The sequence below is a fragment of the Gordonia bronchialis DSM 43247 genome (genome assembly GCF_000024785.1).
Classification (GTDB): Bacteria; Actinomycetota; Actinomycetes; order Mycobacteriales; family Mycobacteriaceae; genus Gordonia; species Gordonia bronchialis.
The window spans coordinates 1848936-1873719 of record NC_013441.1; the positions used below are offsets into that span (position 1 = coordinate 1848936).

Annotated in this window: 27 protein-coding genes; 12 read left to right on the forward strand and 15 right to left on the reverse strand. The window is 66.5% G+C overall.

Going from position 1 to position 24784, the window contains the following annotated elements; translation table 11 throughout:
- Positions 1-89: 89 nt before the first annotated feature.
- From GBRO_RS08720 to GBRO_RS08730, 4 genes are all read right to left on the reverse strand, one after another.
- Complete coding sequence (locus GBRO_RS08720; protein ID WP_012833593.1) at positions 90-1460, reverse strand: aspartate aminotransferase family protein; 1371 nt, start codon at positions 1458-1460, stop codon at positions 90-92.
- 50 nt (positions 1461-1510) lie between these two features.
- Complete coding sequence (locus tag GBRO_RS26930) at positions 1511-1744, reverse strand: type 1 glutamine amidotransferase family protein (RefSeq protein WP_223373699.1); 234 nt, start codon at positions 1742-1744, stop codon at positions 1511-1513.
- Between the two features lie 69 nt (positions 1745-1813).
- Positions 1814-2263 (reverse strand): type 1 glutamine amidotransferase, encoded by a 450-nt coding sequence (locus tag GBRO_RS26935; RefSeq protein ID WP_223373700.1) that lies wholly within the window; start codon positions 2261-2263, stop codon positions 1814-1816.
- Between the two features lie 9 nt (positions 2264-2272).
- Complete coding sequence (locus tag GBRO_RS08730; RefSeq protein ID WP_012833594.1) at positions 2273-2722, reverse strand: hypothetical protein; 450 nt, start codon at positions 2720-2722, stop codon at positions 2273-2275.
- A gap of 167 nt (positions 2723-2889) precedes the next feature.
- On the opposite strand from GBRO_RS08730, the gene GBRO_RS08735 reads away from it, so the two are divergent.
- On the forward strand, positions 2890-3450 hold the full coding sequence (locus GBRO_RS08735) for a Uma2 family endonuclease (RefSeq protein ID WP_012833595.1): 561 nt from the start codon (positions 2890-2892) through the stop codon (positions 3448-3450).
- 78 nt (positions 3451-3528) lie between these two features.
- Here GBRO_RS08735 and GBRO_RS08740 read toward each other — a convergent pair whose 3' ends face one another.
- Genes GBRO_RS08740 through sdhC form a run of 4 tightly spaced genes read right to left on the reverse strand, consistent with a single transcriptional unit; the run spans position 3529 to position 6968 of the window.
- On the reverse strand, positions 3529-4317 hold the full coding sequence (locus GBRO_RS08740; protein ID WP_012833596.1) for a succinate dehydrogenase iron-sulfur subunit: 789 nt from the start codon (positions 4315-4317) through the stop codon (positions 3529-3531).
- A complete protein-coding gene (sdhA, locus tag GBRO_RS08745; protein WP_012833597.1) occupies positions 4317-6071 on the reverse strand; it encodes a succinate dehydrogenase flavoprotein subunit in 1755 nt (584 codons plus the stop codon). Before sdhA ends, GBRO_RS08740 begins: the two co-directional genes overlap by 1 nt.
- A gap of 16 nt (positions 6072-6087) precedes the next feature.
- On the reverse strand, positions 6088-6549 hold the full coding sequence (locus tag GBRO_RS08750) for a succinate dehydrogenase hydrophobic membrane anchor subunit (RefSeq protein WP_012833598.1): 462 nt from the start codon (positions 6547-6549) through the stop codon (positions 6088-6090).
- A complete protein-coding gene (gene sdhC / locus GBRO_RS08755) occupies positions 6549-6968 on the reverse strand; it encodes a succinate dehydrogenase, cytochrome b556 subunit (RefSeq protein WP_012833599.1) in 420 nt (139 codons plus the stop codon). The genes GBRO_RS08750 and sdhC overlap by 1 nt, the downstream gene beginning before the upstream one ends.
- Before the next feature lie 207 nt (positions 6969-7175).
- On the opposite strand from sdhC, the gene GBRO_RS08760 reads away from it, so the two are divergent.
- The 3 genes from GBRO_RS08760 to GBRO_RS08770 are packed head-to-tail and all read left to right on the forward strand — an operon-like array spanning position 7176 to position 10011.
- Positions 7176-7595, forward strand: coding sequence for a cytidine deaminase (locus GBRO_RS08760; RefSeq protein WP_169309897.1), 420 nt, complete (start codon positions 7176-7178; stop codon positions 7593-7595).
- Positions 7592-8905, forward strand: coding sequence for a thymidine phosphorylase (locus GBRO_RS08765; RefSeq protein ID WP_012833601.1), 1314 nt, complete (start codon positions 7592-7594; stop codon positions 8903-8905). The genes GBRO_RS08760 and GBRO_RS08765 overlap by 4 nt, the downstream gene beginning before the upstream one ends.
- Positions 8902-10011, forward strand: coding sequence for an adenosine deaminase (locus tag GBRO_RS08770; RefSeq protein WP_012833602.1), 1110 nt, complete (start codon positions 8902-8904; stop codon positions 10009-10011). Before GBRO_RS08765 ends, GBRO_RS08770 begins: the two co-directional genes overlap by 4 nt.
- A gap of 7 nt (positions 10012-10018) precedes the next feature.
- Here GBRO_RS08770 and GBRO_RS08775 read toward each other — a convergent pair whose 3' ends face one another.
- From GBRO_RS08775 to GBRO_RS08785, 3 genes are all read right to left on the reverse strand, one after another.
- A complete protein-coding gene (locus GBRO_RS08775; protein ID WP_012833603.1) occupies positions 10019-11329 on the reverse strand; it encodes a hypothetical protein in 1311 nt (436 codons plus the stop codon).
- A 98-nt stretch (positions 11330-11427) separates the two neighbouring features.
- Positions 11428-12381, reverse strand: a complete 954-nt coding sequence (locus tag GBRO_RS08780) for a C40 family peptidase (RefSeq protein ID WP_012833604.1) — start codon at positions 12379-12381, stop codon at positions 11428-11430.
- A complete protein-coding gene (locus GBRO_RS08785) occupies positions 12381-12722 on the reverse strand; it encodes a type VII secretion target (RefSeq protein WP_012833605.1) in 342 nt (113 codons plus the stop codon). Before GBRO_RS08785 ends, GBRO_RS08780 begins: the two co-directional genes overlap by 1 nt.
- 70 nt (positions 12723-12792) lie before the next feature.
- Between GBRO_RS08785 and upp the strand changes: the two genes are divergently transcribed.
- Positions 12793-13416, forward strand: a complete 624-nt coding sequence (upp, locus tag GBRO_RS08790; RefSeq protein ID WP_041920359.1) for a uracil phosphoribosyltransferase — start codon at positions 12793-12795, stop codon at positions 13414-13416.
- On the opposite strand, the gene GBRO_RS08795 is transcribed toward upp, so the two are convergent.
- The 3 genes from GBRO_RS08795 to GBRO_RS08805 form a co-directional block, all read right to left on the reverse strand.
- Positions 13398-14210, reverse strand: a complete 813-nt coding sequence (locus GBRO_RS08795; protein ID WP_012833607.1) for an ABC transporter ATP-binding protein — start codon at positions 14208-14210, stop codon at positions 13398-13400. The genes upp and GBRO_RS08795 overlap by 19 nt on opposite strands.
- Positions 14207-14833 (reverse strand): hypothetical protein, encoded by a 627-nt coding sequence (locus tag GBRO_RS08800; protein ID WP_012833608.1) that lies wholly within the window; start codon positions 14831-14833, stop codon positions 14207-14209. The genes GBRO_RS08795 and GBRO_RS08800 overlap by 4 nt, the downstream gene beginning before the upstream one ends.
- A 111-nt stretch (positions 14834-14944) precedes the next feature.
- Positions 14945-15748, reverse strand: coding sequence for a purine-nucleoside phosphorylase (locus GBRO_RS08805; RefSeq protein ID WP_012833609.1), 804 nt, complete (start codon positions 15746-15748; stop codon positions 14945-14947).
- 68 nt (positions 15749-15816) lie between these two features.
- Between GBRO_RS08805 and GBRO_RS08810 the strand changes: the two genes are divergently transcribed.
- Complete coding sequence (locus GBRO_RS08810; RefSeq protein ID WP_041920360.1) at positions 15817-16512, forward strand: enoyl-CoA hydratase/isomerase family protein; 696 nt, start codon at positions 15817-15819, stop codon at positions 16510-16512.
- Positions 16509-17687 carry an amidohydrolase gene (locus tag GBRO_RS08815; protein WP_012833611.1) on the forward strand — a complete coding sequence of 393 codons (1179 nt, stop codon included), beginning with the start codon at positions 16509-16511 and terminating at the stop codon, positions 17685-17687. Before GBRO_RS08810 ends, GBRO_RS08815 begins: the two co-directional genes overlap by 4 nt.
- A gap of 8 nt (positions 17688-17695) precedes the next feature.
- On the opposite strand, the gene GBRO_RS08820 is transcribed toward GBRO_RS08815, so the two are convergent.
- A complete protein-coding gene (locus tag GBRO_RS08820; RefSeq protein ID WP_012833612.1) occupies positions 17696-18178 on the reverse strand; it encodes a gamma-glutamylcyclotransferase in 483 nt (160 codons plus the stop codon).
- Between the two features lie 264 nt (positions 18179-18442).
- On the opposite strand from GBRO_RS08820, the gene GBRO_RS08825 reads away from it, so the two are divergent.
- The 5 genes from GBRO_RS08825 to GBRO_RS25240 all read left to right on the forward strand — a co-directional run bounded on the left by GBRO_RS08825 (position 18443) and on the right by GBRO_RS25240 (position 24675).
- Positions 18443-19846 carry an NAD(P)H-quinone dehydrogenase gene (locus tag GBRO_RS08825; protein ID WP_012833613.1) on the forward strand — a complete coding sequence of 468 codons (1404 nt, stop codon included), beginning with the start codon at positions 18443-18445 and terminating at the stop codon, positions 19844-19846.
- Between the two features lie 1070 nt (positions 19847-20916).
- Positions 20917-21333, forward strand: a complete 417-nt coding sequence (locus GBRO_RS08830) for a hypothetical protein (protein ID WP_041919815.1) — start codon at positions 20917-20919, stop codon at positions 21331-21333.
- Positions 21334-21350: 17 nt separating this feature from the next.
- Positions 21351-21782, forward strand: a complete 432-nt coding sequence (locus GBRO_RS08835; protein ID WP_012833615.1) for a hypothetical protein — start codon at positions 21351-21353, stop codon at positions 21780-21782.
- A 767-nt stretch (positions 21783-22549) separates the two neighbouring features.
- Positions 22550-24064 (forward strand): IS1634 family transposase, encoded by a 1515-nt coding sequence (locus GBRO_RS08840; RefSeq protein WP_012833060.1) that lies wholly within the window; start codon positions 22550-22552, stop codon positions 24062-24064.
- A 14-nt stretch (positions 24065-24078) separates the two neighbouring features.
- Positions 24079-24675, forward strand: coding sequence for a DUF3558 family protein (locus GBRO_RS25240; RefSeq protein WP_169309870.1), 597 nt, complete (start codon positions 24079-24081; stop codon positions 24673-24675).
- The last annotated feature ends 109 nt before the right edge of the window (positions 24676-24784 follow it).

The window sequence follows — 24784 nt, forward strand, 5'->3', positions numbered from 1 at the left end:
CGTTACCAGCGCCCGGCGCGCAGATGCGGTCGACGACAGCGGCGGTCGGAGGCCGGGGTTTTGTGCCCACAGGATGGTGCGTGGGGCGGTCAGAGCAGAGCGTGAGCCTCGCCGAGAACCTGCCGGAGGATCTGCTCGATCTCGTCGAACTCGGCCTGCCCGGCGATCAGGGGCGGAGCCAGCTGGACGACGGGGTCGCCCCGGTCGTCCGCGCGACAGTACAGTCCGGCGTCGAACAGCGCCCCGGACAGGAATCCGCGCAGAATCCGTTCCGACTCGGCGTCGGAGAAGCACTCCTTGGTGGTCTTGTCCTTGACGAGCTCGATGGCGTGGAAGAAGCCCTCGCCGCGGACGTCGCCGACGATGGGCAGGTCATGGAGTTTCTGCAGGGTCGCGCGGAACGCGGGTGCGGTGGCCTTGACGTGGTCGTTGAGGCCCTCACGTTCGAAGATGTCGAGATTGGCCAGGGCGACGGCTGCGGATACCGGGTGACCGCCGAAGGTGTAACCGTGCGGGAACGACGTCGTCCCGTCGTTGAACGGTTCGAAGAGTCTGTCCGAAGCGATCATCGCGCCGATCGGTGAGTAGCCCGACGTCATGCCTTTCGCGCAGGTGATGATGTCGGGCACGTATCCGAAGTCGTCGCAGGCGAGCATGGAACCGATGCGGCCGAAGGCGCAGATCACCTCGTCAGAGACCAACAGGACGTCGTACTCGTCGCAAATCTCGCGCACCCGGTCGAAGTAGCCCGGCGGGGGCGGAAAGCAGCCGCCGGCGTTCTGCACCGGTTCCAGGAAGACCGCGGCGACGGTGTCGGGTCCCTCGAACTCGATGGCTTCCGCTATACGGTCGGCGGCCCACCTGCCGAACTTCTTCGGGTCTGTCGACATGTCGTCGGGCGCGCGATACAGGTTGGTGTTGGGCACCCGGAACGCACCCGGGGTGAGCGGCTCGAAGGGTTGTTTGAGGGCCGGTACGCCGGTGATCGCCAATGCGCCCTGCGGCGTGCCGTGGTAGGCGACCGCCCGGGAGATCACCTTGTGTTTCCCGGGTTTCCCGGTCAGCTTGAAGTACTGCTTGGCCAGTTTCCACGCCGACTCCACCGCTTCGCCGCCGCCGGTGGTGAAGAAGACGCGGTTGAGGTCACCGGGTGCGTAGGCCGCGAGCCGCTCGGCGAGTTCGATCGCCGGTGGGGTGGCATAGGACCAGAGCGGAAAGAATGCCAGTTCTTTGGCCTGTCGTGCGGCGGCCTGCGCCAGCTCGTCACGGCCGTGTCCGACCTGCACGACGAAGAGCCCCGACAGGCCGTCGAGGTAGCTGCGCCCGGTGTCGTCGAAGATGCGGACACCGTCGCCGCGGGTGATGACCGGCGGGCGAATCCCGTTGCCGTGGCGGGCGAAATGGCCCCACAGGTGCGCTGCACTGCGCGCGCCGAGGGTGGGCTGGTCGGTTGGGGTCATCGTGCACCTCACTCGTGTCGTCCTTGACAGTAGTGTGTCCGGGCCGATCGTCACCGGCGGTTGCGCGCCACCAGATCGAGCCAGCGGCGCATCACCGCATGTGCCATCGGCACGGTGGTCACCTCGGCCTGCGCGGCGTCGTGGGGGAACCGGTCGGTGGCGTCGCGTCCGATGGTCGCGGTCACCGCGGCGTGGGACTCCGCATGGGAGAGCCACGTGCGCACCATCGCCTCGCCGGCCTCGGCGTGGAACTGTACGCCGTAGCTGCGGCCGAACCGGAACACCTGATGACGACACTGAACGGAGGAGGCCAGCAACTCCGCGCCGTCGGGGAGTGCGAAGGTGTCGAAATGTCATTGCACCGTGACGAATTCGGGATTCGGCAGGCCACCCCAGACCGGGTCGGCCCGGCCGGGCTCGTTCAGTGCGACCCGTCGGACCCCGAGTTCGGGTGAGGGCGCCCGGATCACGTCGGCTCCCAGCGCGGCGGCCAGCAGTTGTGAGCCGAGGCAGACACCCCAGACCGGGATGTCGAGCCTGATTGCCGCGGTGAGGAAGTCGATCTCCTCGGCGAGCCACGGCAACCGATCAGCATCACCGACTCCCATGGCGCCGCCCATCGCGACAATCGCGTCGATACCGGCGATCTCGTCGGGGAGTGGGTCCCGCCAGACGCGGACGGTGTGCACCTCGGCGAGTTCATCGAGAACGGCCGAATATGCGCCGGGCGGCTCGGTTTCGGCATGGCGCAGCTCGAGCACACGCAGGCGGGCCGTCGAGGAGTCGGAGAAGGCAGCGGGCACAGCATGACGTTAGCGGTGGCGGGGCGTCGGCGCAGTGTGTGTGGGTGGCTCGGTGGAGCCGTCGCAGTACACGGTCGCGAACTTCCCGCGGGTTGTCTTCTCCACGATCCGGTGCTCGTTCACCCAGATCTCGCAGCGCGCGTAGTTGCCCGTCGACTGGAACATCACGTCGAGGTGCGGATCACGAATCGCGTTGGTGTACACCATCGTTCCCGTCCACAGTCGCGACTTCTGGTCTTGCCGTGGCAGTGGTAGGTCGGTTTGGGTCTGCATCCGGTTGTGTGCGTCGAACCAGGTGGCCGCGCTGTTGTACTGACGGTCGGAGGTCAACGCGATCGTGATGCGGTCGCCGGGCTTCGGCTCGGCGGGTGCGGCATGCGCGGGTGTGGTGTGCATGGCGGCCGGCACGAGCAGTGTGCCGACGAGGACGGACACGATCGAGGTGATGATGCGAGACATCGGAGCTCCCTGGGTCGGATGCGGGACGCAAACTTGGACGCAGTGCGGCCCGATCCGGTTCCCTCGAATTCACCCGGCATCGAGTTATCCACAGCAGCAATATCATTCGGTTGTCGACGGCGTCGGTGGTCCACACTGGGTGGGCGTGACAAAGGAGGAGTCGTACCATGACAACGGTGACGACCGAGACGTGGACCCTGCCGAGTGGCCGCGGTCTGACGTGCGCCGACCTGGACTCGGTACCCGATGACGGCTGGCGTTACGAACTCATCGACGGCGTCCTCATCGTGAGCCCGGCACCGCGACTCGTCCATCAGCGCGTGGTGGCTGGGATGTACCGTGCGCTACACGCCGCGTGTCCGCCTGGCCTCGAGGTCTTGTTCGCGCCTCTCGACGTCGTCCTGGCCGAGGACACCAAGCTCCAGCCCGATCTCCTCGTCGCGCCACCGACCTCGTTCACCGACGCCAACCTGCCCGGCGCGCCGGTCCTGGCCGTCGAAGTCCTGTCGAAGTCCACCCGGGGCGTCGACCTGCTGTTGAAGAAGGACCGTCTGCAGCGCGCCGGATGCGCCCACTACTGGGTCATCGACCCGGACGAGCCGTCGATCCTCGCGTGGGCACTCGTCGACGGGATGTACCGGGAGGTGGCGCGCGCCACCGCCGAGCAGACCTTCGGGGTCACCGAGCCGTTCGCCGTCACGCTCGTCCCGGCGTCGCTGACAGCCTGACGGCACAGTCCGCTACGACGAAGGCCCGCACCAGGTTCGGTGCGGGCCTTCGGCGGGCTGCAGAGAGAAGATCGTGGATCAGCGGGAGAACATGAGCGCCCGCTTGACCTCCTGGATGGCCTGCGTGACCTGGATGCCACGCGGGCAGGCGTCGGTGCAGTTGAAGGTGGTGCGGCACCGCCACACGCCGTCGACGTCGTTGAGGATGTCGAGACGTTCCACCGCACCCTCGTCGCGGCTGTCGAAGATGAAGCGATGTGCGTTGACGATCGCGGCCGGACCGAAGTAGCTGCCCTCGTTCCAGAACACCGGGCAGCTCGTGGTGCAGCAGGCACAGAGGATGCACTTGGTGGTGTCGTCGAAACGCGCACGGTCGGTAGCGGATTGGATGCGCTCACGCGTCGGCTCGTTGCCGCTTGTGATGAGGAACGGCTTGATCGCCCGGTAGGCGTCGAAGAACGGCTCCATGTTGACCACGAGATCCTTCTCCACCGGCAGACCCTTGATGGGTTCGATGGTGATGGTGATCTCTTTGCTCTTGTCCTTGGGGAGCATGTCCTTCATCAGCAGCTTGCATGCCAGCCGGTTGACGCCGTTGACCCGCATCGCATCCGAACCGCACACTCCGTGCGCGCAGCTGCGCCGGAAGGTGAGGGTGCCGTCGAGGTAGCCCTTCACGTACAGGAGCAGGTTGAGCAGGCGGTCGGTCGGCAGGGCCGGCACGCGGAAGCTCTCGTAGCCCTGGGCATCGGGATCCTCCGGGTTGAAGCGGAAGATCTTCAGGGTCACCATGGTGGCCTCGTCGGGCACCTCTGGCAGTGGCGGCTCGTCGGAGATGGGAGCCGGCTTGTCCATGATCGAGGTCATCAGTACTTACGCTCCATCGGCTCGTATCGGGTCTGCACCACGGGCTTGTAGTCCAGCTCGATGTCGGAGAGCAGGTCGGTTCCCTTCTTGTAGGCCATCGTGTGGCGCATGTAGTTCACGTCGTCGCGGTTGGGGTAGTCCTCGCGCGCGTGCCCGCCGCGGGATTCCTTGCGGTTGAGTGCGCCGACGACGGTGACCTCGGCCATCTCCAGCAAGAAGCCCAGCTCGATGGCTTCGAGCAGGTCGGAGTTGAACCGCTTGCCCTTGTCGTGCACCCGCACGTGCGCGTAACGCTCCTTGAATCCGTGGATGTCCTTGAGCGCCTGCTTGAGGGTCTCCTCGGTACGGAACACCGATGCGTTGGCGTCCATCGACGCCTGCAGTTCGGTGCGGATGTCGGCGACGCGCTCGTGGCCGTGTTCGGAGAGCATGTCGCCGATCCAGCCGTCGACCATCTCGGTCGGATTCTCCGGCAGCTCCACGAACTCGGCGCTGTTGGCGTACTCGGCGGCGGCGATCCCCGCGCGGCGTCCGAACACGTTGATGTCCAGCAGCGAGTTGGTGCCCAGCCGGTTGGCGCCATGCACCGACACGCACGCGCACTCGCCCGCGGCGAACAGGCCGTGGACCACCTCGTCGTTGTTGCGCAGCACCTGGCCCTCGATGTTGGTCGGGATGCCGCCCATCACGTAGTGGCAGGTCGGGAAGACCGGCACGTACTCGGTCACCGGGTCCACGCCGAGGTAGGTGCGGGAGAACTCGGTGATGTCGGGGAGTTTCTCGTTGAGCACGTCCTCACCGAGGTGGGTGACGTCGATGTAGACGTAGTCCTTGTTGGGGCCGGCGCCACGTCCCTCGAGCACCTCGAGCACCATCGACCGGGCGACGATGTCGCGCGGCGCGAGGTCCTTGATGGTGGGCGCATAGCGTTCCATGAAGCGTTCGCCGTCGACGTTGCGCAGGATGCCGCCCTCACCGCGGACCGCCTCGGAGATGAGGATGCCCAGGCCGGCCAGGCCGGTCGGATGGAACTGGTGGAACTCCATGTCCTCCAAGGGAAGTCCCTTGCGGAAGATGATGCCCATGCCGTCACCGGTGAGGGTGTGCGCGTTGGACGTCGTCTTGTACATGCGTCCCGATCCGCCGGTGGCGAACACGATCGACTTGGCATGGAAGACGTGGATCTCGCCGGTCGCCAACTCGTAGGCGACAACACCGGTGGCCACCAGCTCGCCCTCGGCGTTCTCACCCAGGCAGATGTCGAGGGCGTAGAACTCGTTGAAGAACTCGACGTCGTGCTTGACGCAGTTCTGATACAGCGTCTGCAGGATCATGTGGCCGGTGCGGTCGGCGGCGTAGCAGGCGCGTCGGACGGGAGCCTTGCCGTGGTCACGGGTGTGCCCACCGAATCGGCGCTGGTCGATCTTGCCCTCGGGGGTGCGGTTGAACGGCAAACCCATCTTCTCGAGGTCGAGAACCGCGTCGATGGCCTCCTTGGCCATGATCTCGGCGGCGTCCTGGTCGACGATGTAGTCGCCTCCCTTGACCGTGTCGAAGGTGTGCCACTCCCAGTTGTCCTCCTCGACGTTGGCCAGCGCGGCACACATGCCGCCCTGCGCCGCGCCGGTGTGGCTGCGCGTGGGGTAGAGCTTGGTGAGAACGGCGGTGCGGGCGCGGGGCGCGGCCTCGATGGCAGCGCGCATGCCGGCGCCGCCTGCACCGACGATGACGACGTCGTAGCGGTGTTCCTGCATGTGTTCTTCAGTCTCCTTAGTCGGCGTCGACCGCGCCGATGGTGAGGATCGCGTAGGTGCCGAGAACGAGGATGAGGATCATCGACACCCCGAGCAGGACGTTGAGCCAGAAGCGGGTCGAGTCCTTGCGGGAATAGTCGGCGATCACCGTCCGCACTCCGTTACCGCCGTGCAACTGGGCCAGCCAGAGCATCGAGAGGTCCCAGATCTGCCAGAACGGCGAGCTCCAGCGTTCGAGCACGAATGCCGCGTCGATGCGGTGCACCCCCTGGCTGTCCCACGCCAACATGATGAACATGTGGCCGATGGTGAGGATGATGAGGGCGAGGCCGGAGAAGCGCATGAACATCCATGCGTTCTTCTCGAAGTTGCCGCCCTTGGACTTGCGCGGCGAACGCGGATTGTCGAGGCTGGCCGGCCGATCGTAATCGGTGCCCAGCGTCTTGGCGAGGTGCTGCGTGGCTTCCGGGGCGCTCATCAGTGGTCTCCGAACGAGTGGGTGATCAGGATCTGCAACAGGCGGACCGTGGCAGCTCCGAAGACGATGACGAAGAGCGTGAGGATCGCCCACAGCATCTGACGCTGGTACTTGGGTCCCTTCGACCAGAAGTCGATCAGGATGATGCGCAGTCCGTTGAATGCGTGGAAGAGCACGCAGGCGACCAGGCCGATCTCCATGAGCCCGACGATGGGCGTCTTGTAGGTGGCGATGATCTCGTCGTACTGATTGGGATCAACGCGGATGACCGCGGTGTCCAGCACGTGGACGAAGAGGAAGAAGAATATGGTGACACCGGTGATCCGGTGCAATACCCAGGACCACATACCGGGGTTGCCGCGGTAGAGAGATCGTCTGCGCACCGGTTCCGGTGCGACTTCGGTGGCGGGGGTGCTCATCGGGAAAGTGGCCTCCAACATCGTCGATGGACGCGCCGAATCGGCATGCTCCGATTCGACGAAGGACCCATGTCAAAAGACTCTAAACCCATGGTGTCACCGGTGGTAAATTGCCCGAACCGATTTGGGCGACAAGAGATTCCGACTTAGGTTTGCCTTACCAAGGGTGTTCTCGTAGCGAAAGTCACACCCACCGAGCAGTCTCTGATCAACCAGGAGGAACGCGTGCGCACCGAAATTGACTGGAATGTACTGCGGCACAACGCAAATAAGATGATCGAGCGGGCCTACGCGCCCTACTCGCGGTTTCCGGTCGGTGCGGCCGCTATCACCGACGACGGTCGGTACGTAGTTGGTTGCAATGTGGAAAATGTCTCATACGGCCTGGGTATCTGCGCCGAGGTCGCGCTGGTCGCGCAGCTGGTCACGGGCGGGTCGTCGCGGCTGGTGGCGGTCAGTGTCTGCGACAGCCGCGGCTCGGTCCTGATGCCCTGCGGGCGATGCCGGCAGGTCCTCTACGAGCACGGTGGTGGCGAGTTGCTGGTGGATCACCGCGACGGCCCGAGGACACTGGCGGCACTGCTGCCCGACGCCTTCGGGCCCGACGACCTCGAGTCGGTCCGATGATCCGTGACGACGAGGTCATCCACGCCGTCTCGGTCATCGCAGCCAAACGCGACGCACACGAGCTCAGCGATGCCCAGATCTCCTGGGTGATCGATGCGTACACCCGCGGTGAGGTGGCCGCCGAGCAGATGTCGTCGTTGCTGATGGCCATCGTGCTGCGCGGGATGGGTCGGCGCGAGATCGCGTCCTGGACGCGGGCGATGATCGACAGTGGCCGCCGGGTCGACCTGTCCGGCCTGCGTCGCGACGGCCGGCCCCTGGTGACCGTCGACAAGCACTCGACGGGCGGGGTGGGTGACAAGATCACCCTTCCGCTCACCCCGCTGGTTGCGTCCTTCGGGGTCGCGGTGCCGCAGCTGTCCGGCCGGGGACTCGGCCACACCGGCGGCACACTGGACAAACTCGAGGCCATCCCCGGGTGGCGGTCCGATCTGTCCGGCGACGAGATGGTCGCCCAGCTCGAAGGCGTGGGGGCCGTGGTGTGCGCGGCCGGCGCCGATCTGGCTCCCGCCGACCGCATGCTCTACGCGCTGCGCGATGTGACCGGCACCGTCGAATCCATCCCGCTCATCGCCAGTTCGATCATGAGCAAGAAGATCGCCGAGGGAACCGGCGCGCTGGTGCTGGACGTGAAGTTCGGGGCGGGGGCCTTTCTGCCCGACGTCGAGGACGCGCGCAGCCTCGCCGAGACGATGGTGGAGCTCGGTACGGATGCCGGAGTGCGGACAAGTGCCTTGCTCACCGACATGAACACGCCGTTGGGCCGAGCCGTCGGGAACGCGGTCGAGGTCGCCGAATCGCTGAAGGTGCTCGACGGTGGTGGCCCGGCCGACGTGGTGGAGCTGACGCTGGCGCTGGCCCGCGAGATGCTCGACGCGGCCGGTCTGTCTGCGGCCGATCCGGCCGAGCATCTGGCCAACGGGCGAGCCATGGATTCCTGGCGCGCCATGATCGCCGCGCAGGGCGGTGACCCGGACGGGTCACTCCCGATTGCGCGGCACCAGGAGGTCGTTACCGCACCGGCCGAGGGCGTCATCGTGTCGATGGACGCGCGGGCCGTCGGCGATGCGGCCTGGCGGCTCGGTGCCGGCCGGTCCCGGCCAGGTGAGTCGGTCCAGGCGGAGGCGGGTGTGATCATCCACGCCAAACCGGGCGATCGGGTGCGGACGGGCGACGCGCTGTTCACCCTGCACACCCAGACGCCGGAACGGGTGGCCGGTGCCCGGTCGGCGCTCGTCGATGCCGTCGTGGTCGGCACGGACCGCGAGGTCACCCCCGGGCCGCGCGTGCTCGATAGGGTGACGGCATGAGGACGCTGGATCTCGCGAACATCTCCCTGGCCCCCAAGGTCCTGCTCCACGACCACCTCGACGGCGGGCTGCGCCCGGCAACCGTGCTCGAACTCGCCGAGCAGAGCGGCTACGAGGGCCTGCCCGCACACGACGTCGACAGTCTGGCCCGCTGGTTCCGCGAAGCGGCTGATTCCGGTTCGCTGGAGCGTTATCTGGAAACCTTCGCGCACACCGTCGGCGTGATGCAGACCGTCGACGCACTCGAACGGGTCGCCCGGGAATGCGTCGCCGACCTCGCGGCCGACGGCGTCGTCTACGCCGAGATCCGCTACGCACCCGAGCAGCACCTGCAGCAGGGGCTGACCCTCGCCGAGGTGGTCGAGGCGGTACTGCGCGGTTTTGCCGACGGGGAGGCCGAGGCCGCCGCGGCGGGCAAGCCCATCACGGTCCGCTGCCTGGTCACCGCGATGCGCCACGCCGCACGGTCCCGCGAGATCGCCGAACTCGCCGTGCGCTACCGCCGCCGCGGGGTGGTGGGCTTCGACATCGCCGGTGCCGAGGCGGGCCACCCGCCGACCCGCCACCTCGACGCCTTCGAGTACATGCGGGCCAACAACGCGCCCTTCACCATTCACGCCGGCGAGGCCTTCGGGTTGCCGTCCATCCACGAGGCGATCGGCTTCTGCGGCACCGACCGCCTCGGCCACGGCGTGCGGGTCATCGACGACATCGAACTCCCCGACGGGACCGACCTGGCCGCCGACTCCTTCGCGGGCGCAACGCTCGGTGACATCGCGAACATCGTGCGGGACAAGCGGATTCCGCTAGAGCTGTGTCCGAGCTCCAACGTGCAGACCGGTGCTGTCGCCTCCATCGCCGAGCATCCGTTCAACATTCTTGCGCGCCTTCGATTCCGGGTCACCGTCAACACCGACAACCGACTGATGAGCGACACCACGATGAGCAACGAGTTCCTGCAACTGTCCCGCCAATTCGGTTACGGCTGGGCCGATTTCGAACGATTCACGGTGAATGCGATGAAGTCGGCGTTCATCCACTTCGACGAACGGCTCGCGTTCATCGACGACGTGATCAAACCCGGGTACGCGGTACTGATCGGCTGACCGCCGGTCAGCCCTTCTTCTCCAGCCGGTCCTCGAAGTCGTGCTCGAGTGCCCGCCAGGCCTCGGCCTCGTTGTCGAAGGGTGCGCTCGGAGCCATCCGCTTGGGGTCGGGGTTGACGGCGTAGTCGACGAACCAGCCCAGCGGCGTGGTGGAGGCGAGGGCTTCGCCGACCGAGTCGTCGCCAGCGTAATCGGCTGCGTCGGTGAACAATTCGACGGCGAGGTCGAGCTGGGTGCGGTCCATGCGGCGGGGGCCGTCGGCGATGTCGTCGGCCAGACCCGGTAGCACGTAGGTGTTGTCGGCGATGACGTCGTACTCGAGCGAACCGTCGGTGGCGCCGCTGCGGACGTCTTCAAAGGTCGACAGATCGGCGAGGTCATGCGAATTGTTGGTGGCCAGGAAACGGGTCAGTGACCGGGGCGAGCTGAACACGAAGATCTTGCCCTTGGCGCCGAGGAACACCGGCTCGTCGCCGAGGTAGCACCGCAGAGTCAGGTATTCGCCTGCGCCGGTGGTGATCCGGATGGGATCGATGCCCACGGATGCCCAGAAGTCGTCTTCGTCGTCGACGTCCTCATCGTCCTCGTCGTCGAGGTCATCCTCGTCAGCGTCCTCTTCGTCGGAGTCATCGTCCTCGGATTCGTCATCGGACGTGCCGGCGGCGACGTCGACGATCTCGATGTCGTCGTCGGCAGGTTCGTCCTCGTCCTCGGCAGACGCTGCGGCCTCGAGTTCGGCCTCGGCCGCGGCGACAGCGTCCTTGTCGACATCGGGAGTCGTGATGACCTCGTCGATCGCGTCGAGGACGTCATCCCAGTGCTTGGCGATGAGCCGGCCGATGCGGACCCACAGGTCGGTGCCCTCGCGGCCGTCGAAGTTGCGGGTGCCGGTGGTGACCGCGCCGAGGATCGGGTTGCCGTTGAAGAACTTCGTGACCGGGGTCAGTTCGCAGACCTCGCCGAGGATGCGCACGATTTCCAGCGCGTCCTCGAGTTCGGCGATGACCTCCGGGGTGGGGTCCTCGGCGGCGAGCTCGGGCACACCGACGAGGTCATAGGAATGGCGTTCGTCGGGCACCAGTTCGTCGGCCTGCAGCCCGACGACCGTGGACCAGGCCGGATGGTCGGCGAGATCGTTCTCGTCGTCGTTGCGGATGAAGGCGGCGAGCTCGGCGACGCCGGGAAGCACGTAGAGATCCTCGTCCAGACCGAGGAAGGCCTCCCACTCGTCGTCGCCGTCGCGCCAGCGCGGTGCCCACAGTGTGAAGCTGTTTCCGTCGGTGAGTCCCAGCTCAATCGGGACGATGTCTCCGGCCATGAGGACACAGCCTAGCGATTGGATCTGTGAACTCGGGGAGTGGGTTCACAAGAACCCGACGAATGACGGCTCCTCGTCGCCTCCCGGTCACCTCGTGCTCACCGCGGTCGATAGAACCCCTCGAACGCCTGGTCCAGATTGGAGGTCCGCACCGAGGACACCTGGACCGGATTCCCGGCTTCCACCATCTGATTATTACCGATGTACATCGCAACGTGACCGGACCACACCGCGAGGTCGCCGGGTTGCAGATCGGCCTGGGACACACGAAATCCGGCGGTGTCCTGATCCTGGGCCAGACGCGGCAATTCGAGTCCGGCCTGCCGGTAGGCCCACTGGGTCAGGCCGCTGCAGTCGAAGCCGTTGGGTGTGGTGCCACCCCAGACGTAGGGGACGCCGCGCTGCGACAGTGCCGCCCGGACCGCCTTGGCCGCGCGTTCGTTGGGCGCATAGGCGGTCGAACCGTCGGGCAGGGTGATCGGGATCCGGCCGTCGGCGGTTCTGGGTGCGCCATCCGGGCGGTGACCGGCCGTGGTCACCGCAGCGGGCGCGCCCCGTTTGGACAGGGCCATCATCTTGGCGGTGTCGCCCTGCAGTTCGTGCTGGGTTCGGCCGACCACCTGCAGGCCACGGCTCACATGATCGATGGCCACCGGCACGATCATGCCCAGCCCGGCCGGCGTGAACAGCTGTGGTCCGAGTGCGGTGGCGGCCCGCTCGAACGAATCGAGCAGCGAATTCAGTTGGGTGGCCGCCACCTTGACGCGCGTACTGGCATGCTCGACGAGCTGCGCGAATTCGGTCCCGTCGTCGGCGAGCACGGTGGTGCTCCGGTGGGTGGCGTCCGCGGCCTCGCGTGCGCCGTCGACCCCTCGGCCGTGCCAGCCGGCGGTGACGTCACGGACGGAGGTCTCTGACCTTTCGCGGGTGTGCTGCAGATTGGTGGCGCTCGTGCGGACCTGCTCGGCCGGATTGCCGGGTGGGAGGTCACCGGTTCCCAGCGCGGTGATGAGCAGGCGCAGTGGTGCGATGAGCAGTTCGACGGTGAGCATCAGGCCATCCGCTCCTCGGTGGTGTTGGTGGTGCGCTCGTCACGTGCGGTCAGATCGCGGGCGCAGTCGCAGTCACGGGTGGTGTAGGTGGCATCGGCACGGTCGGTGTCGGTCGCCAACGCGTGGTGGCGCTGCGCGGTGGTCTCGAGATTCTGTGTGTACAACTCGAGGACGTGCAGGACGGCGCTGAGGAACTCGGCGCCGATCATGCCGAAGGTGATCGCGAGATCGATGGCGGCGCTGCGTTGCCGGGCCGCGTCGGCGTCGGTGTCGGTCGCGGCCGCGCGCTGGGCGGTGGCGAAGGATCGCAGGGTGGGTGAGTCGGTTGTCAGCTGGGTCATGGGATTTTGACGCAGCGGAGCCCTGGTCGGTTCCCAGCGGCCCGGAGCCGGGCGATTTATGGTGTTCGCCATGGAATGTCTCATCGTCGACCATCCGCTTGCCGCGGCGCGGCTGACCACCATGCGCGACGAGACGACCGGCAATGCCGGGTTCCGGGCCGCGCTGTCGGATCTGACCCAGATGCTCGTCTACGAGGCACTTGCCGGGGCACCCGCCGCCGAGGTCGCCATCCGCACACCGCTCACCGAGTTCACCGGTTCGCGGCTCGCCGCACCGCCACTGCTGGTGCCGGTGCTGCGGGCCGGGCTCGGCATGGTCGAGCAGGCGCATGCGATGGTGCCCGAGGCGCACGTCGGATTCGTCGGTGTGGCCCGCGACGAGGCGACCGCGCAGCCGGTGCCGTATCTGGAATCGCTGCCCGACGATCTGTCGGCGACCCCGGTGTTCGTCCTCGATCCGATGCTCGCGACCGGCGGGTCGATGCTGCACACCATCGAGCTGCTGGTTGCCCGCGGCGCCACCGACATCACCGCGGTGTGTGTCGTCGCAGCTCCCGAAGGAGTTGCCGCGCTGGAGAAGTCGGGTCACCCGGTGCGGCTGGTGGTGGCTGCCGTCGACCAGGGACTCGACGAGGTCTCCTATATCGTGCCCGGCCTCGGTGACGCCGGAGACCGTCAGTTCGGGCCGCGCTGAGCGGGCTCGGAGACCGCCGACCAGCGGCCCGCCCGTCGTCGGACACTCACCGGATGGTCGAACGACGTGCTGATCGTCGCCGAGGTCAGCGCGTCGTCGACCGGTCCCGCGGCGACCACCCGCCCGTCGCGTAGCAGCATTGCGTGGGTGGTGCTCGCGGGCAGGTCCTCGAGGTGGTGGGTCACCAGTACCGTCGCCAGATCGGTGACGTCGGAACGCAACTGGTCGATGCCGCCGAGGAGCTTCTCCCGCGCCGCGAGGTCGAGTCCGGTCGCCGGCTCGTCGAGCAGCAGCAGTGCCGGGGCCGGCATCAGGGCTCGCGCGATCAGCGTTCGGCCGCGTTCGCCCTGACTCATCACCGGCCACACCGAATCACGCCGGTCGGTCATGCCGAGCAGGGCCAGCAGGTCGTCGGCGCGCGCGTGCTCGTCGGCGTCGTAGGTGTGGCGCCGGTCGAGTTCGGGGGTGTTGGTCAGCCCGGTCAGGACCACCTGATGCGCCGTCAACGGCACGTCGATGCGCCAGCGGGGGTCGACATGTCCGATGTGCGTGCGCAATTCACGCATATCGACGCGACCGAGGCGACGGCCGAGGACGTCGACGGTGCCGCGGGTCGGGTGCTCGCGGGCACCGAGCATCGCCATCAGCGTCGTTTTGCCGGCGCCGTTGGGCCCGAGCAGCGCCCAGTGCTCACCGGGATGGACCTCCAGGGACACGTCGTCGAGGATGAGCCGGCCCGCGCGCACCACATCGATGTGTTCGGCACGCAGGACCGGGGCGGGCGTATCGGTCACGAAGCACTCCAGTAGGCGATCATCGCCTCGTCGGCGATCACCGAGCCGCCGTCGGTGATGACCAGCCGGCTCGATGAGATGGTGTAGACGATCGATCCGTTCCGGGCGACGAAGGTATCGCCCGAGCGCGTCGGATAGCCGATCTCGATTCCGCCCTCGGGGGCGAGTCCTTTGTAGTACCACCGCCCGGTCTGGGTGCCCACCTGGCAGATGACCATGCGGGACCGGTCGGTCTGACCGGCCATGACGACTGGATCCTCGGGTGCGTTGCACCGCGGGCCGGCGACGAAACCGGATGCGTCCGTACCGGGGATCGTCGGAGCCTGCCGGTCCGGGGTGCTGGTCGTGGTGGTCTGCGTGGTGGTCGGCACGGTCACGGTGGACGTGCCGTCGTCGGAGCGGCCGGTGACGGTGCTGGTGATCGTCGACTGCGAGGATGTGGTGGTTGCCGAGTCGCTGTCGTCGTCGCCGGGAATGAACAGCAGTGCGGCGGCGACCCCGGCGACGAGGATCAGCACGCCCGCGACGATGGCCACCAGCACCGGGGGCGACGACCACGGCGAACGTTCCGGCGGTGGCGGGTACGGGCTGGGCGGCGGGTACCCTCCTGGCGGATACGACATGTGCTCGGCGCCTTCCTGTTCGGCCCGGCGTGGCCGGCGGCGGTGGTCTTGATTATCTCTTCGCGGCGGGTGGCGTCGGCGTCACAGCGCACCCGTCGGTCGATCGGACGATCACAGCTCGCCGATGATCTCGGCGAGCAGCTCACCCATCCGCGTCGCCGACGCGCGGCCCACGTCGAGAACCTCGGCGTGACTGAGAGGTTCACCGGTCATCCCCGCGGCCAGGTTGGTCACCAGACTCACGCCGAGCACGTCGAGGCCCGCGGCGCGGGCGGCGATGGTCTCGTGGACGGTCGACATGCCGACGAGGTCGGCGCCGAGCGTGCGCAGCATCCGGATCTCGGCGGGTGTCTCGTAGTGCGGGCCGGGCAGACCCGCGTACACACCGTCGGCGAGGCCGGGGTCGATACGGCGCGCGATGTCGCGCAATCGCGGCGAGTAGGCGTCCACGAGGTCGACGAACTGCGCGCCGACCAGCGGTGACCGCGCCGTCAGGTTGAGGTGATCGGCGATCAGCACGGGTTGCCCGACGGTCATGTCGTCGCGCAGGCCGCCGGCGGCGTTGGTCAGCACGATCGTGCCGACGCCGGTGGCGGCGGCGGTCCGCACCGGGTGAACGACACGCGCAAGATGATGGCCCTCGTAGGCGTGGATGCGCCCGAGCAGGATCAGAACCCGACGATCGCCGATCCGTACCGAATGGATCATCCCACCGTGGCCGGCGGCCCGCGGCGGTGTGAAACCGGGGATCGAGGACATCGGGATGGACCGCACGGGGCGGCCGAAGGCCTCGGCCGCCGGTGCCCACCCGGAACCGAGGACGACGGCGACGTCATGGGCGGCCGCATCGGTTTCGGCAGCGATGGTGGCGGCCGCTGCCAGAGCTGCGGCATCGGCGTCGGCAGTGGGATCCATGAGGCAACAGTAAGTCGTCCCGACGGCCTGGCCGCGACCGGATCGGTCCAGGCGATATGGTTTCACGCATGCCATATCTGAACGCGAACGGTGACGTCATCGAGCTGCACCTCGGCGCGCAAGGGGCAGAACTCGACGAGTCCAATCCGGAGAATCGGTTCCGGCTGACCTGGCTTGATGCCCTCGAGAAGTTGCTCTCCGAGGTCTCCGACGCCGGCAAACCGGTGGTCATCACCGCCACCGGAAAGTATTTCAGCAACGGCCTCGACACCGATCACGTCTTCGCCAACCCGGCGCAGTTGCCCGCCTACCTCGACCGCGTTCATGCCCTGTACACGACGGTGTTGACGCTGCCGGTGCCCACCGTCGCCGCGATCAACGGGCACGCCTTCGGCGCAGGGGCGATGCTGGCGTTGTGCGCCGACCATCGCGTCATGCGCACCGAACGCGGTTTCTGGTCGCTGCCCGAGGCGGCGCTGACCATGCCGTTCACGCGCGGCATGGCCAGCCTGGTGCGTACCCGCATCCCGGACGCGGCAGCGACCGAGGCGATGCTCACCAGCCGTCGCTATGGTGCTGACGACGCGGTGGCCGCGGGCATCGTCGATGAGTCCGCGGACGTGGACGGACTGCTCGCCCGGGCCGGCGAGATCGCAAGCGCGCGTGCGGCAGTGGCCGGCCCGAACCTCGCACTCATCAAGCGCGGTCTGCGGGCGCCGCTGCTCGAGGATCTCGCTGTCCCGACCCCGAAATCGCTGCTGTGAACGCCGATCCGATTGACGCCTGGCTCGACGCGCACACCGCCGATCTCGTCGGATGGCGGCGAGCGATCCACGCCCATCCGGAACTGTCGCGGCAAGAGGTCCGGACCACCGAACTGGTGATGACCGAGCTGCAGGCGGCCGGGCTCGACCCGCGTCGGCTACCGCTCGGCACCGGCGTCGTGTGCGATATCGGCCCGGACACCGAACCGCGCATCGGCCTGCGCGCCGACATGGATGCGTTACCGATCACCGAACACACCGGACTGCCGTTCACCTCGACCGTGGACGGGGTATCGCACTCGTGCGGGCATGACGCGCACACCGCGATTCTCATCGGTGTCGGCAGACTGCTCGCCGAGGCCGGGCCGCTGCCGGTGGGTGTGCGACTGATCTTCCAGGCGGCCGAGGAGGTCATGCCCGGTGGTGCGCTCGACGCCATCGACGCCGGCGTCACCCATGGGCTGAGCCGGATCTTCGCACTGCACTGCGATCCGCGGCTGCCGGTCGGCACCGTTGGGCTGCGCGAGGGTGCGCTGACCTCCGCCGCCGACCACATCGACGTGCAGTTGCGTTCACCCGGCGGCCACACCTCGCGACCGCATCTGACCGGTGACCTGGTCTATGCGATGGGCACCATCATCACCGGGTTGCCGGGAATTCTGTCGCGTCGGGTCGATCCACGGTCGGGGACGGTCATGGTGTGGGGTGCGGCCAATGCGGGCAGCGCCCCCAACGCGATTCCGCAGGAGGGTCGTCTGCGCGGAACCGTGCGCACCGGCGAGCACGGCACCTGGGCGCAACTCGAACCGCTGGTGCGCAGCATCGTCGGCGAGCTCGTCGCGCCGCTCGGCGTGCAGTACGACCTCGCGTACTTCCGGGGCGTGCCGCCGGTGGTCAACGACGAAGCCGCGGTGGCGATGCTGGAGAGTTCGGTGTCGGCGATCGGGCCGAGCGCGGTGGCCGACACCCCGCAGTCGGCGGGCGGGGAAGATTTCTCGTGGTATCTCGAACACGTGCCGGGCGCGATGGGCCGGCTGGGTGTGTGGTCGGGGATGGGCCGGCACGCCGACCTGCATTCACCCGACTTCGACATCGACGAGCGCGCGCTGGTCGTCGGGGTTCGTGCGCTCGCCGGCCTGATCGTCGGGCCGGCGACTGCCCTGACCGCCGGCTGAGGCTGTTCTCAGGGTTCGATGGGGCCGGGACCGGGTCCCACGTTGCGGGATTCGCGCAGCCGGAGATCCTGTACGTATTCCGCGGGGGCACCGGCGATCTCTGCGGCTTCGGCCATCACGCCGAGGTAGCGGGCCGACGGCAGACCGCCTTCGAAGGCGTCGAGCACGTACAACCAGGCCAGGACGGGTCCGTCGGCGGTGTCCACGCGGGCGCGCACCTTGCGGTGGATGCCCAGTTCGGAACCCTCCCAGCGGTCGAGATTGTCGGCATCCTCCATCGGCACGTCGTAGAGCACGACGAAGACGCGCGCGTCCGGGTTGTCGCGGTCCTCGGTCACCGTGGCCAGTGACCCCTCCCAACCGATGTCCCCGCCGCCGAAGGTGAGGCGCCAGCCTTTCAGCCATCCCGTCCCCGCCATCGGCGAATGCGGCGCGCGTTCTGCCATCTGTTCGGGGTGCATATTGCTGCCGTAGGCTGCGTATATAGGCATTGTCGCCTCTGACCTGCGCTTTCTCGACGGGGTGGCGTGGGTGCTGATCTCAAACCCGCCACGTTGACCCGGGCCACGACGATCGTATTACGCCGCCGCGTCACGCACCGCAGTCGCATCGTCTCGCTTCCTCCCGGATCCTGCCTGTGCCGGGTCGGGGGCATACCCTGGTTACCGCGCACCCCCGGTAATCGAGTGCGAGCGACAGCCCGTCACGTGCTCGGACCGACCGCGGGACCTCGACGGCTCGGAACAGGAGTGACAGTGACCAAGATCGTCATCATCGGCGGTGGACCAGCGGGTTACGAGGCGGCCCTCGCGGCCGCCGCTTACGGAGCGGATACCACGGTGATCGATTCGGACGGTATCGGCGGCGCATGTGTGTTGTGGGATTGCGTGCCGTCGAAGACCTTCATCGCGTCCACCGGCATTCGCACCGAGGTGCGACGGGCCGTCGACCTCGGGATCAACCTGAGCACCGACGACGCGCTGGTCACCCTGCCGCAGATCCACCAGCGGGTGCGCGATCTGGCCTTCGCGCAGTCCGCCGACATCCGCTCCCGCCTCATCAGCGAAGGGGTGACGCTGGTGTCGGGCAGCGCACAGCTCGAACCGACCCAGGTGGGCGTGTCGACGCACCGCGTGCTGGCGACCCTGTCCGACGGGACCACCCAGAGCTTCGACGGTGACGTCGTACTCATCGCCACCGGTGCGTCGCCGCGCATTCTGCCGGGTGCGCAGCCCGACGGGGAGCGCATCCTGACCTGGCGTCAGCTCTACGACCTCGAGGATCTGCCCGAGCATCTCATCGTGATCGGGTCGGGCGTGACCGGCGCCGAATTCGTGCATGCCTACACCGAACTCGGCGTGAAGGTCACGCTGATCTCCAGCCGTGACCGCGTGCTGCCGCACGAAGACGAGGACGCCGCGCTGGTTCTTGAGGAGGCACTCGCCGAGCGCGGCGTGGAACTCGTGAAGCACGCCCGCGCGGACAAGGTTGAGCGACAGGGGGATTCGGTGACCGCCCATCTCGCCGACGGCAGCACCGTGACCGGCTCACACGTCCTGATGACGGTGGGTTCGGTCCCCAACACGACGGATCTCGGGCTTGATCGTGCCGGGGTGGAGACCGACAAGGGCGGCTACATCCGCGTCGATCGGGTGTCGCGAACGTCGGTGACCGGCATCTACGCCGCCGGCGACTGCACCGGCCTGTTCCCGCTCGCCTCGGTGGCCGCCATGCAGGGCCGCATCGCGATGTACCACGCACTCGGTGAGGGCGTCAGCCCCATCAAGCTGAAAACCGTTGCGTCGGCGATCTTCACGCGTCCCGAGATCGCGACCGTCGGCGTGTCGCAGAAGGCCATCGACGCCGGTGAATACCCCGCACGCACAGTGATGCTGCCGTTGGCGACCAATCCGCGCGCCAAGATGAGCGGTCTGCGACGAGGCTTCGTCAAGATCTTCTGCCGGCCCGCGACGGGCGTCGTCATCGGCGGGGTCGTGGTGGCGCCCAACGCCTCCGAACTCATCTTGCCCATTGCGCTTGCGGTGCAGAACAAGCTCACCGTCGGCGATCTCGCGCAGACCTTCTCGGTGTACCCGTCGCTGTCGGGGTCGGTGACCGAGGCGGCGCGGCAGTTGGTGCGGCACGACGATCTGGACTGAGCGGAGACTCGTCGACGGGCAGTGAGCACCCGCGACGCCCAGGTTGTGCACAGGGCTCAGGTCTCCTGCCGAATTCGTCTCCGCCGCGGTAATCTCCTCCAGAGCCGCGCCGGGCGTGAGCGGTCCAGGGGAATGGGGGTGTGGTGGACGAGTCACATGGCGGTGCCAAGGCTGCGGGCGCGCCGAGCGACGCGCCTGGTGAACGGACTGAGTGGGGCTCGATGAGCATCGCAGAGGTCCTCAACAAGCTCGGGACGATGGGCGGCGGACGTGCTAGCGGCGACGCTGAGGCGCTACGCAGTGCTCCTATTGTGGCCGGTGAGGTCGCAGGATCGCTGAAGACTGCCTTCGGTTCAGATCCGATGAGAGGGCTGGCGGCCAGCGAGAGCGAACTGACTGGACAGACCCTGGCGGCCGGCATCGAGGCTGAGGCACTACGCGGAGCGAAAGTCATACAGGCACTCTCGCAAGCAGACGAGGTGGTTCTTCAAACAAAGGCGCTCGATCCCGAGTTCCGCCGGCTGCAGGCGGATGTCCAAGACAATCCTGAGAATGCGGCGACCGCGAGGGCAGCGGTGTCCTCGGCAATGGTCAGCACCTACACCACTCCGATGATTGCGGCTCAGTCCGAGCTTCCCGAGCAGGAGAGCGACCTGACGTCGAGCCAACTACTGACCACGCCATTGGGAGGGGGACCCACCGGAACCGCTGGATCGAGTACTGACAATTCCGCATCACGCCAATCCGCGAACACCACAGACGCCGGCGACCTGGGCCCGAACGGCCCCAACGGCGGGCCCCCACCGTCGGGTACCACAACATCGAACAAGAACGCGGCCAATCGAACGACGCCCACTTCCACTAACTCTCCGAACACGACAACGCCCACGCGCAACGCCGCCAACACCACAGATGATCCGAACGGGCTACGACGCGGAGGACTGGGAGCGCCCGTCAACCGCACGACGAATACGCCCAATCCCGGCCGACCGAACGGAACTCCGGAGGGCCCCGGAAAACTTGGGGCACGGCCCGGCGGAGACCCGCACGCAACACCAGGAGTGCCTGGCGTGCCCGGTCCCCAGGGAACGGTGGTACCGCCGGGACTTGCATCGCCGGCGACGTCCACGTCGACCGGAAACGCCTCGACGCCCTCCGGCAACGGCACTCCCGCCGGTGCGCCGCGTTCGGGCACGCCGGGCGTTCCGCCGGCTGGGGGTGGTGGTCGACACCGCGCGGATGACAAGAAGCACACCCCGGCCATCTACATGCACAGTGAGCAGAACGGCCGCGACATCGTCGGGGACATGCCGTTGGTCGGGCCGCCGGTGCTGGGTGATTGGGTGCCGCGTGCCGCGCCGGTCCCGGAGGCCGACCCCGTACCGGCCACTACGCCGGACCGCTCGGATGCGGATACGACGGTGGAGGTGCCCGACCAGGTTCCGGCGCCCGGCTCCGGGAAAGTCGCTGAGCCGCGCGATGCCTGAGCGTAGGTGAGGTCGGGATGCATCGAGTGGACCGGTTGCCCGGCGGAGTTGCTGGACTGATCAACTCCATTCCCGACGGTGATATCCCGCGCTGCCTGGGATTGCTGACAGCCTCGGTCATCGACGTCGCCGACGTGTACTCGGCCGAGATCGCGGAGGCGATGACGCAGTGGCGTGAGCGGGGCACCGCGTCGGAACGCTCGCGCGCACATCTGCGGTCCGTCGTGGCCCGATACGACTTGGAGGCCTTCGTCAAACAGCGCCAAGGCGACCTGGACAAGCAGCGTGAGAGCTTCCGTCGGGCCCGTGCCGTGGAGTGTCTCGCGACGGTTGTCGAAGGCTCAGGTCAGGAACCGCGGACGGTGTTGCGTGAGTCGGTCTATGACGCGGTGGCCGCGATGGGTGGCACGGGTGGTGTTGTGGGGATTCTGGCGGACTTCGTGGTGTGAGTCTGGTTCGTCCACAGATCGGCCGGTGACCGATGAAATGCAGCCCGTGCCGAGGTAGTGTCTCAGCATTCCGACATATCGGCTGCCGGCCGAGCCTGGACAGGGGGTGATCGCGTTGAGCGACGGCGTGGATCTCGGCGACTACGGGTTACGTCTTCCCGGCTACAAGGCACCTGACTCAACGGTTCCGTTCGGAGCGAGGGTTCCGCTCGACTCGAAAGACCCGGGTGCCGTGGTCCGGTCTTCGACGGTCGACTGGGAAGCGCGGGCACGGGTGGCGGAAGCGGGGGCGGAGCGTTTGCAGGGGGCATAGCTATGCTCGCCCAAGCGATCCCGAACAACTACTTTGGTGACTGTGTCGAAGGTCAGCAGATGTATCTTCGGGCCAAATCAGCGGTGGAGGCGTGGCAGAGAACGCTTGTCGCGCATAGAAACGCGCTTGTGGTGCTGGCTACGAGTTACTCCCGGGCCGCGGAAGATATAGTTGCAGCCGACAATACGGCGAGCTCGGACATTCTTACGTGACTATTCGGGGTTCTGCAGGAACTGTTTGTGCGAAAGCATTCCTGATTGCTGCCTTTGTCTCAATAGTGGTCTCTGGATGTGAAACTTCAGGGTCAGCGGTCAGTGAGAGCAGGGAAAGCACTGCAGAGAAGGCTGCAAGCCCTGACTTAGCTCATTTTCGTCTGTTTCGCGGTTTGCGGGGCTGTGACCTGGGGTGTTGGGTTCGGAGGTGGACACTAACCGGCGGTGCTTAGGCTGGTCATGTGGCGTTCGTGCGGACGGTGAAGACGAAGTCGGGGGCAACGGCTGTCCAGATTGTGTACTCGAATCGTGGTGGGGCGCGCAGGATCGAGCACATCGGATCTGGTCATGACGAACAGGAGGTCGCCGCGTTGAAAGCGGCGGCTGCTGCGCGGCTGTCGCAGGGGCAGCAGCAACTGGACCTGGGGATCGCCGCCGTCGATGGGGCTGGGCCACTACCGATCACCAGTTCGCGGATGGCGGTGCTGGTCGATGCGTTGCTGAGAATCTATGACGAACTCGGATTCACCGAGAAGACGTACGGCGACAACGTGTTTCGTGATCTCGTACTGGCCAGGATCATCGAGCCGACGAGCAAACTCGATTCGCTGCGGGTCCTGGATGAAGCGGGAGTGAATGCACCGTCGTATGCGACGGTCACCCGCCACCTGCGCATGTTTGCCGAGCCGCGGTGGCAGCGTGAGCTGTCGCGGGCGTGCGCCGAGCACGCCCGCCTCGGGCCGGCGACGCTGTGTTTGTATGACGTGACGACCCTGTACTTCGAGACCGACAAGGCCGACGGGTTTCGCGAACCGGGGTTCTCCAAGGAACGGCGCCTGGAACCGCAGATCACGGTCGGGTTGTTGACCGACGTGTCGGGGTTTCCGTTGATGATGGAAGCGTTCGAAGGAAACCGGGCCGAGACATTGACGATGATGCCGACGCTGACCGCCTTCATGACCGCCCACAAGCTCACCGATGTGACCGTGGTGGCCGATGCCGGCATGATCTCGACGGACAATATGAAAGCCATCGAGGATGCCGATCTGACGTTCATTCTGGGGGAGAAGATCCCGACGGTCCCCTATCTGATCAGCAAGTGGCACAAAGACAATCCCGGATCGACACCGCCGGACGGGTTGACCTTGACCCAACGCAAACCGGCGAACTCGAAGACCAGCTACCGCAGGGACCGGGTGGTGTACTACCGCTACAGTGCTGATCGTGCCCGACGCAGCCTGCGGGGCATCACCGAGCAGTTGGAGAGGGCGGAAAAGGCTGTGGCAGGCAAGATCCCGGTCAAACGTAACCGGTTCGTCACCCTGACCGGCGCGGACAAGAGTGTCAACACTGCGTTGGCTAAGAAGGCCAAGACCCTCGCGGGATGGAAGGCGTATGCGACGAACATCGACTCTCCAACACCGGATTTCGTGATCGGCTCGTACCACCAGCTGTGGCGCATCGAGAAGAGCTTCCGCATGTCGAAATCTGATCTGGCCGCCCGCCCGATCTTCCACCACCTCGAGGGATCGATCCGGGCGCACCTGACGATCGTGTTCGCCGCACTCGCGATCACCCGGATCGTCGAAGCCCGCACCGGATGGTCGATCAAGAAGTTCGTCACCACCGCACGCCGCTACCGCACCATCGAGATCCAAGCCGCCGGTCAGACCGTCACCGCCGCAGATCCGCTCCCCGACGACCTGGCTCAGGCTCTGCGCGACCTCGCCCCAGACGTGGACACTAATTTGAGCTAAGTCAGGTCTCAATAGTGGTCTCTGGATGTGAAACTTCAGGGTCAGCGGTCAGTGAGAGCAGGGAAAGCACTGCAGAGAAGGCTGCAAGCCAGTCGTATTCAGAGGTGCGGCAAGTCGATGACGCTGGTCGACGGTTGCCGTTCAAGACATATTTTCCAGATCGATGGAGCACTAATAATGACGGTACTGATTATGAACCGTGCACAGCCATCCAGAATGAACTACTCGAAAGGCTGAATCTCGATCCGGGTTCCGTAAAAGATGTTGCGGTGGCCAACCATCAGACGGCGAGGGGTTGTCAGTGGGGTTACCGGAATCAGGCTTTTGCCCAAGTCTCCCAACATGTGGGCAACATGAACGGCGGAGTAACCGGAATCGCCCAATACAAGACGCGCAACCGCGATTTTCGTTGGTTTCCGGATCAAGGAATTGGGGGTCGGACTGTGGGAGTATTCACTTCAAGTGTTGATACTTGTGACACGATCCTCGAATCCGGGACGGCTTTTGTCTTTACCGACGTCATACTTGGAACTACGGGTGACGACGTCTCCGAAAACTGCCGTCGTGCCCTGGCTTTCACCCGCGCGACCATCGATTTGATTCCGCGGTAGGACCGATCGAGTCCAGTTGGAGAATGTGGGTGCTGCAGCACACACATTCTCCAACTGGACTCGATGTCTCCGTGGCGCGAATGCTCGTGCTGGGCTTGGCCTTCGCTAA

Excerpts from the sequence above, each read along its gene's own strand:
- GBRO_RS08720 (WP_012833593.1), bottom strand. The coding sequence starts at position 1,460 with ATGACCCCAACCGACCAGCCCACCCTCGGCGCGCGCAGTGCAGCGCAC.
- GBRO_RS08730 (WP_012833594.1), bottom strand. The coding sequence starts at position 2,722 with ATGTCTCGCATCATCACCTCGATCGTGTCCGTCCTCGTCGGCACACTG.
- GBRO_RS08735 (WP_012833595.1), top strand. The coding sequence starts at position 2,890 with ATGACAACGGTGACGACCGAGACGTGGACCCTGCCGAGTGGCCGCGGT.
- GBRO_RS08740 (WP_012833596.1), bottom strand. The coding sequence starts at position 4,317 with ATGACCTCGATCATGGACAAGCCGGCTCCCATCTCCGACGAGCCGCCA.
- sdhA (WP_012833597.1), bottom strand. The coding sequence starts at position 6,071 with ATGCAGGAACACCGCTACGACGTCGTCATCGTCGGTGCAGGCGGCGCC.
- GBRO_RS08750 (WP_012833598.1), bottom strand. The coding sequence starts at position 6,549 with ATGAGCGCCCCGGAAGCCACGCAGCACCTCGCCAAGACGCTGGGCACC.
- sdhC (WP_012833599.1), bottom strand. The coding sequence starts at position 6,968 with ATGAGCACCCCCGCCACCGAAGTCGCACCGGAACCGGTGCGCAGACGA.
- GBRO_RS08765 (WP_012833601.1), top strand. The coding sequence starts at position 7,592 with ATGATCCGTGACGACGAGGTCATCCACGCCGTCTCGGTCATCGCAGCC.
- GBRO_RS08770 (WP_012833602.1), top strand. The coding sequence starts at position 8,902 with ATGAGGACGCTGGATCTCGCGAACATCTCCCTGGCCCCCAAGGTCCTG.
- GBRO_RS08775 (WP_012833603.1), bottom strand. The coding sequence starts at position 11,329 with ATGGCCGGAGACATCGTCCCGATTGAGCTGGGACTCACCGACGGAAAC.
- GBRO_RS08780 (WP_012833604.1), bottom strand. The coding sequence starts at position 12,381 with ATGCTCACCGTCGAACTGCTCATCGCACCACTGCGCCTGCTCATCACC.
- GBRO_RS08785 (WP_012833605.1), bottom strand. The coding sequence starts at position 12,722 with ATGACCCAGCTGACAACCGACTCACCCACCCTGCGATCCTTCGCCACC.
- upp (WP_041920359.1), top strand. The coding sequence starts at position 12,793 with ATGGAATGTCTCATCGTCGACCATCCGCTTGCCGCGGCGCGGCTGACC.
- GBRO_RS08800 (WP_012833608.1), bottom strand. The coding sequence starts at position 14,833 with ATGTCGTATCCGCCAGGAGGGTACCCGCCGCCCAGCCCGTACCCGCCA.
- GBRO_RS08805 (WP_012833609.1), bottom strand. The coding sequence starts at position 15,748 with ATGGATCCCACTGCCGACGCCGATGCCGCAGCTCTGGCAGCGGCCGCC.
- GBRO_RS08810 (WP_041920360.1), top strand. The coding sequence starts at position 15,817 with ATGCCATATCTGAACGCGAACGGTGACGTCATCGAGCTGCACCTCGGC.
- GBRO_RS08820 (WP_012833612.1), bottom strand. The coding sequence starts at position 18,178 with ATGCCTATATACGCAGCCTACGGCAGCAATATGCACCCCGAACAGATG.
- GBRO_RS08835 (WP_012833615.1), top strand. The coding sequence starts at position 21,351 with ATGCATCGAGTGGACCGGTTGCCCGGCGGAGTTGCTGGACTGATCAAC.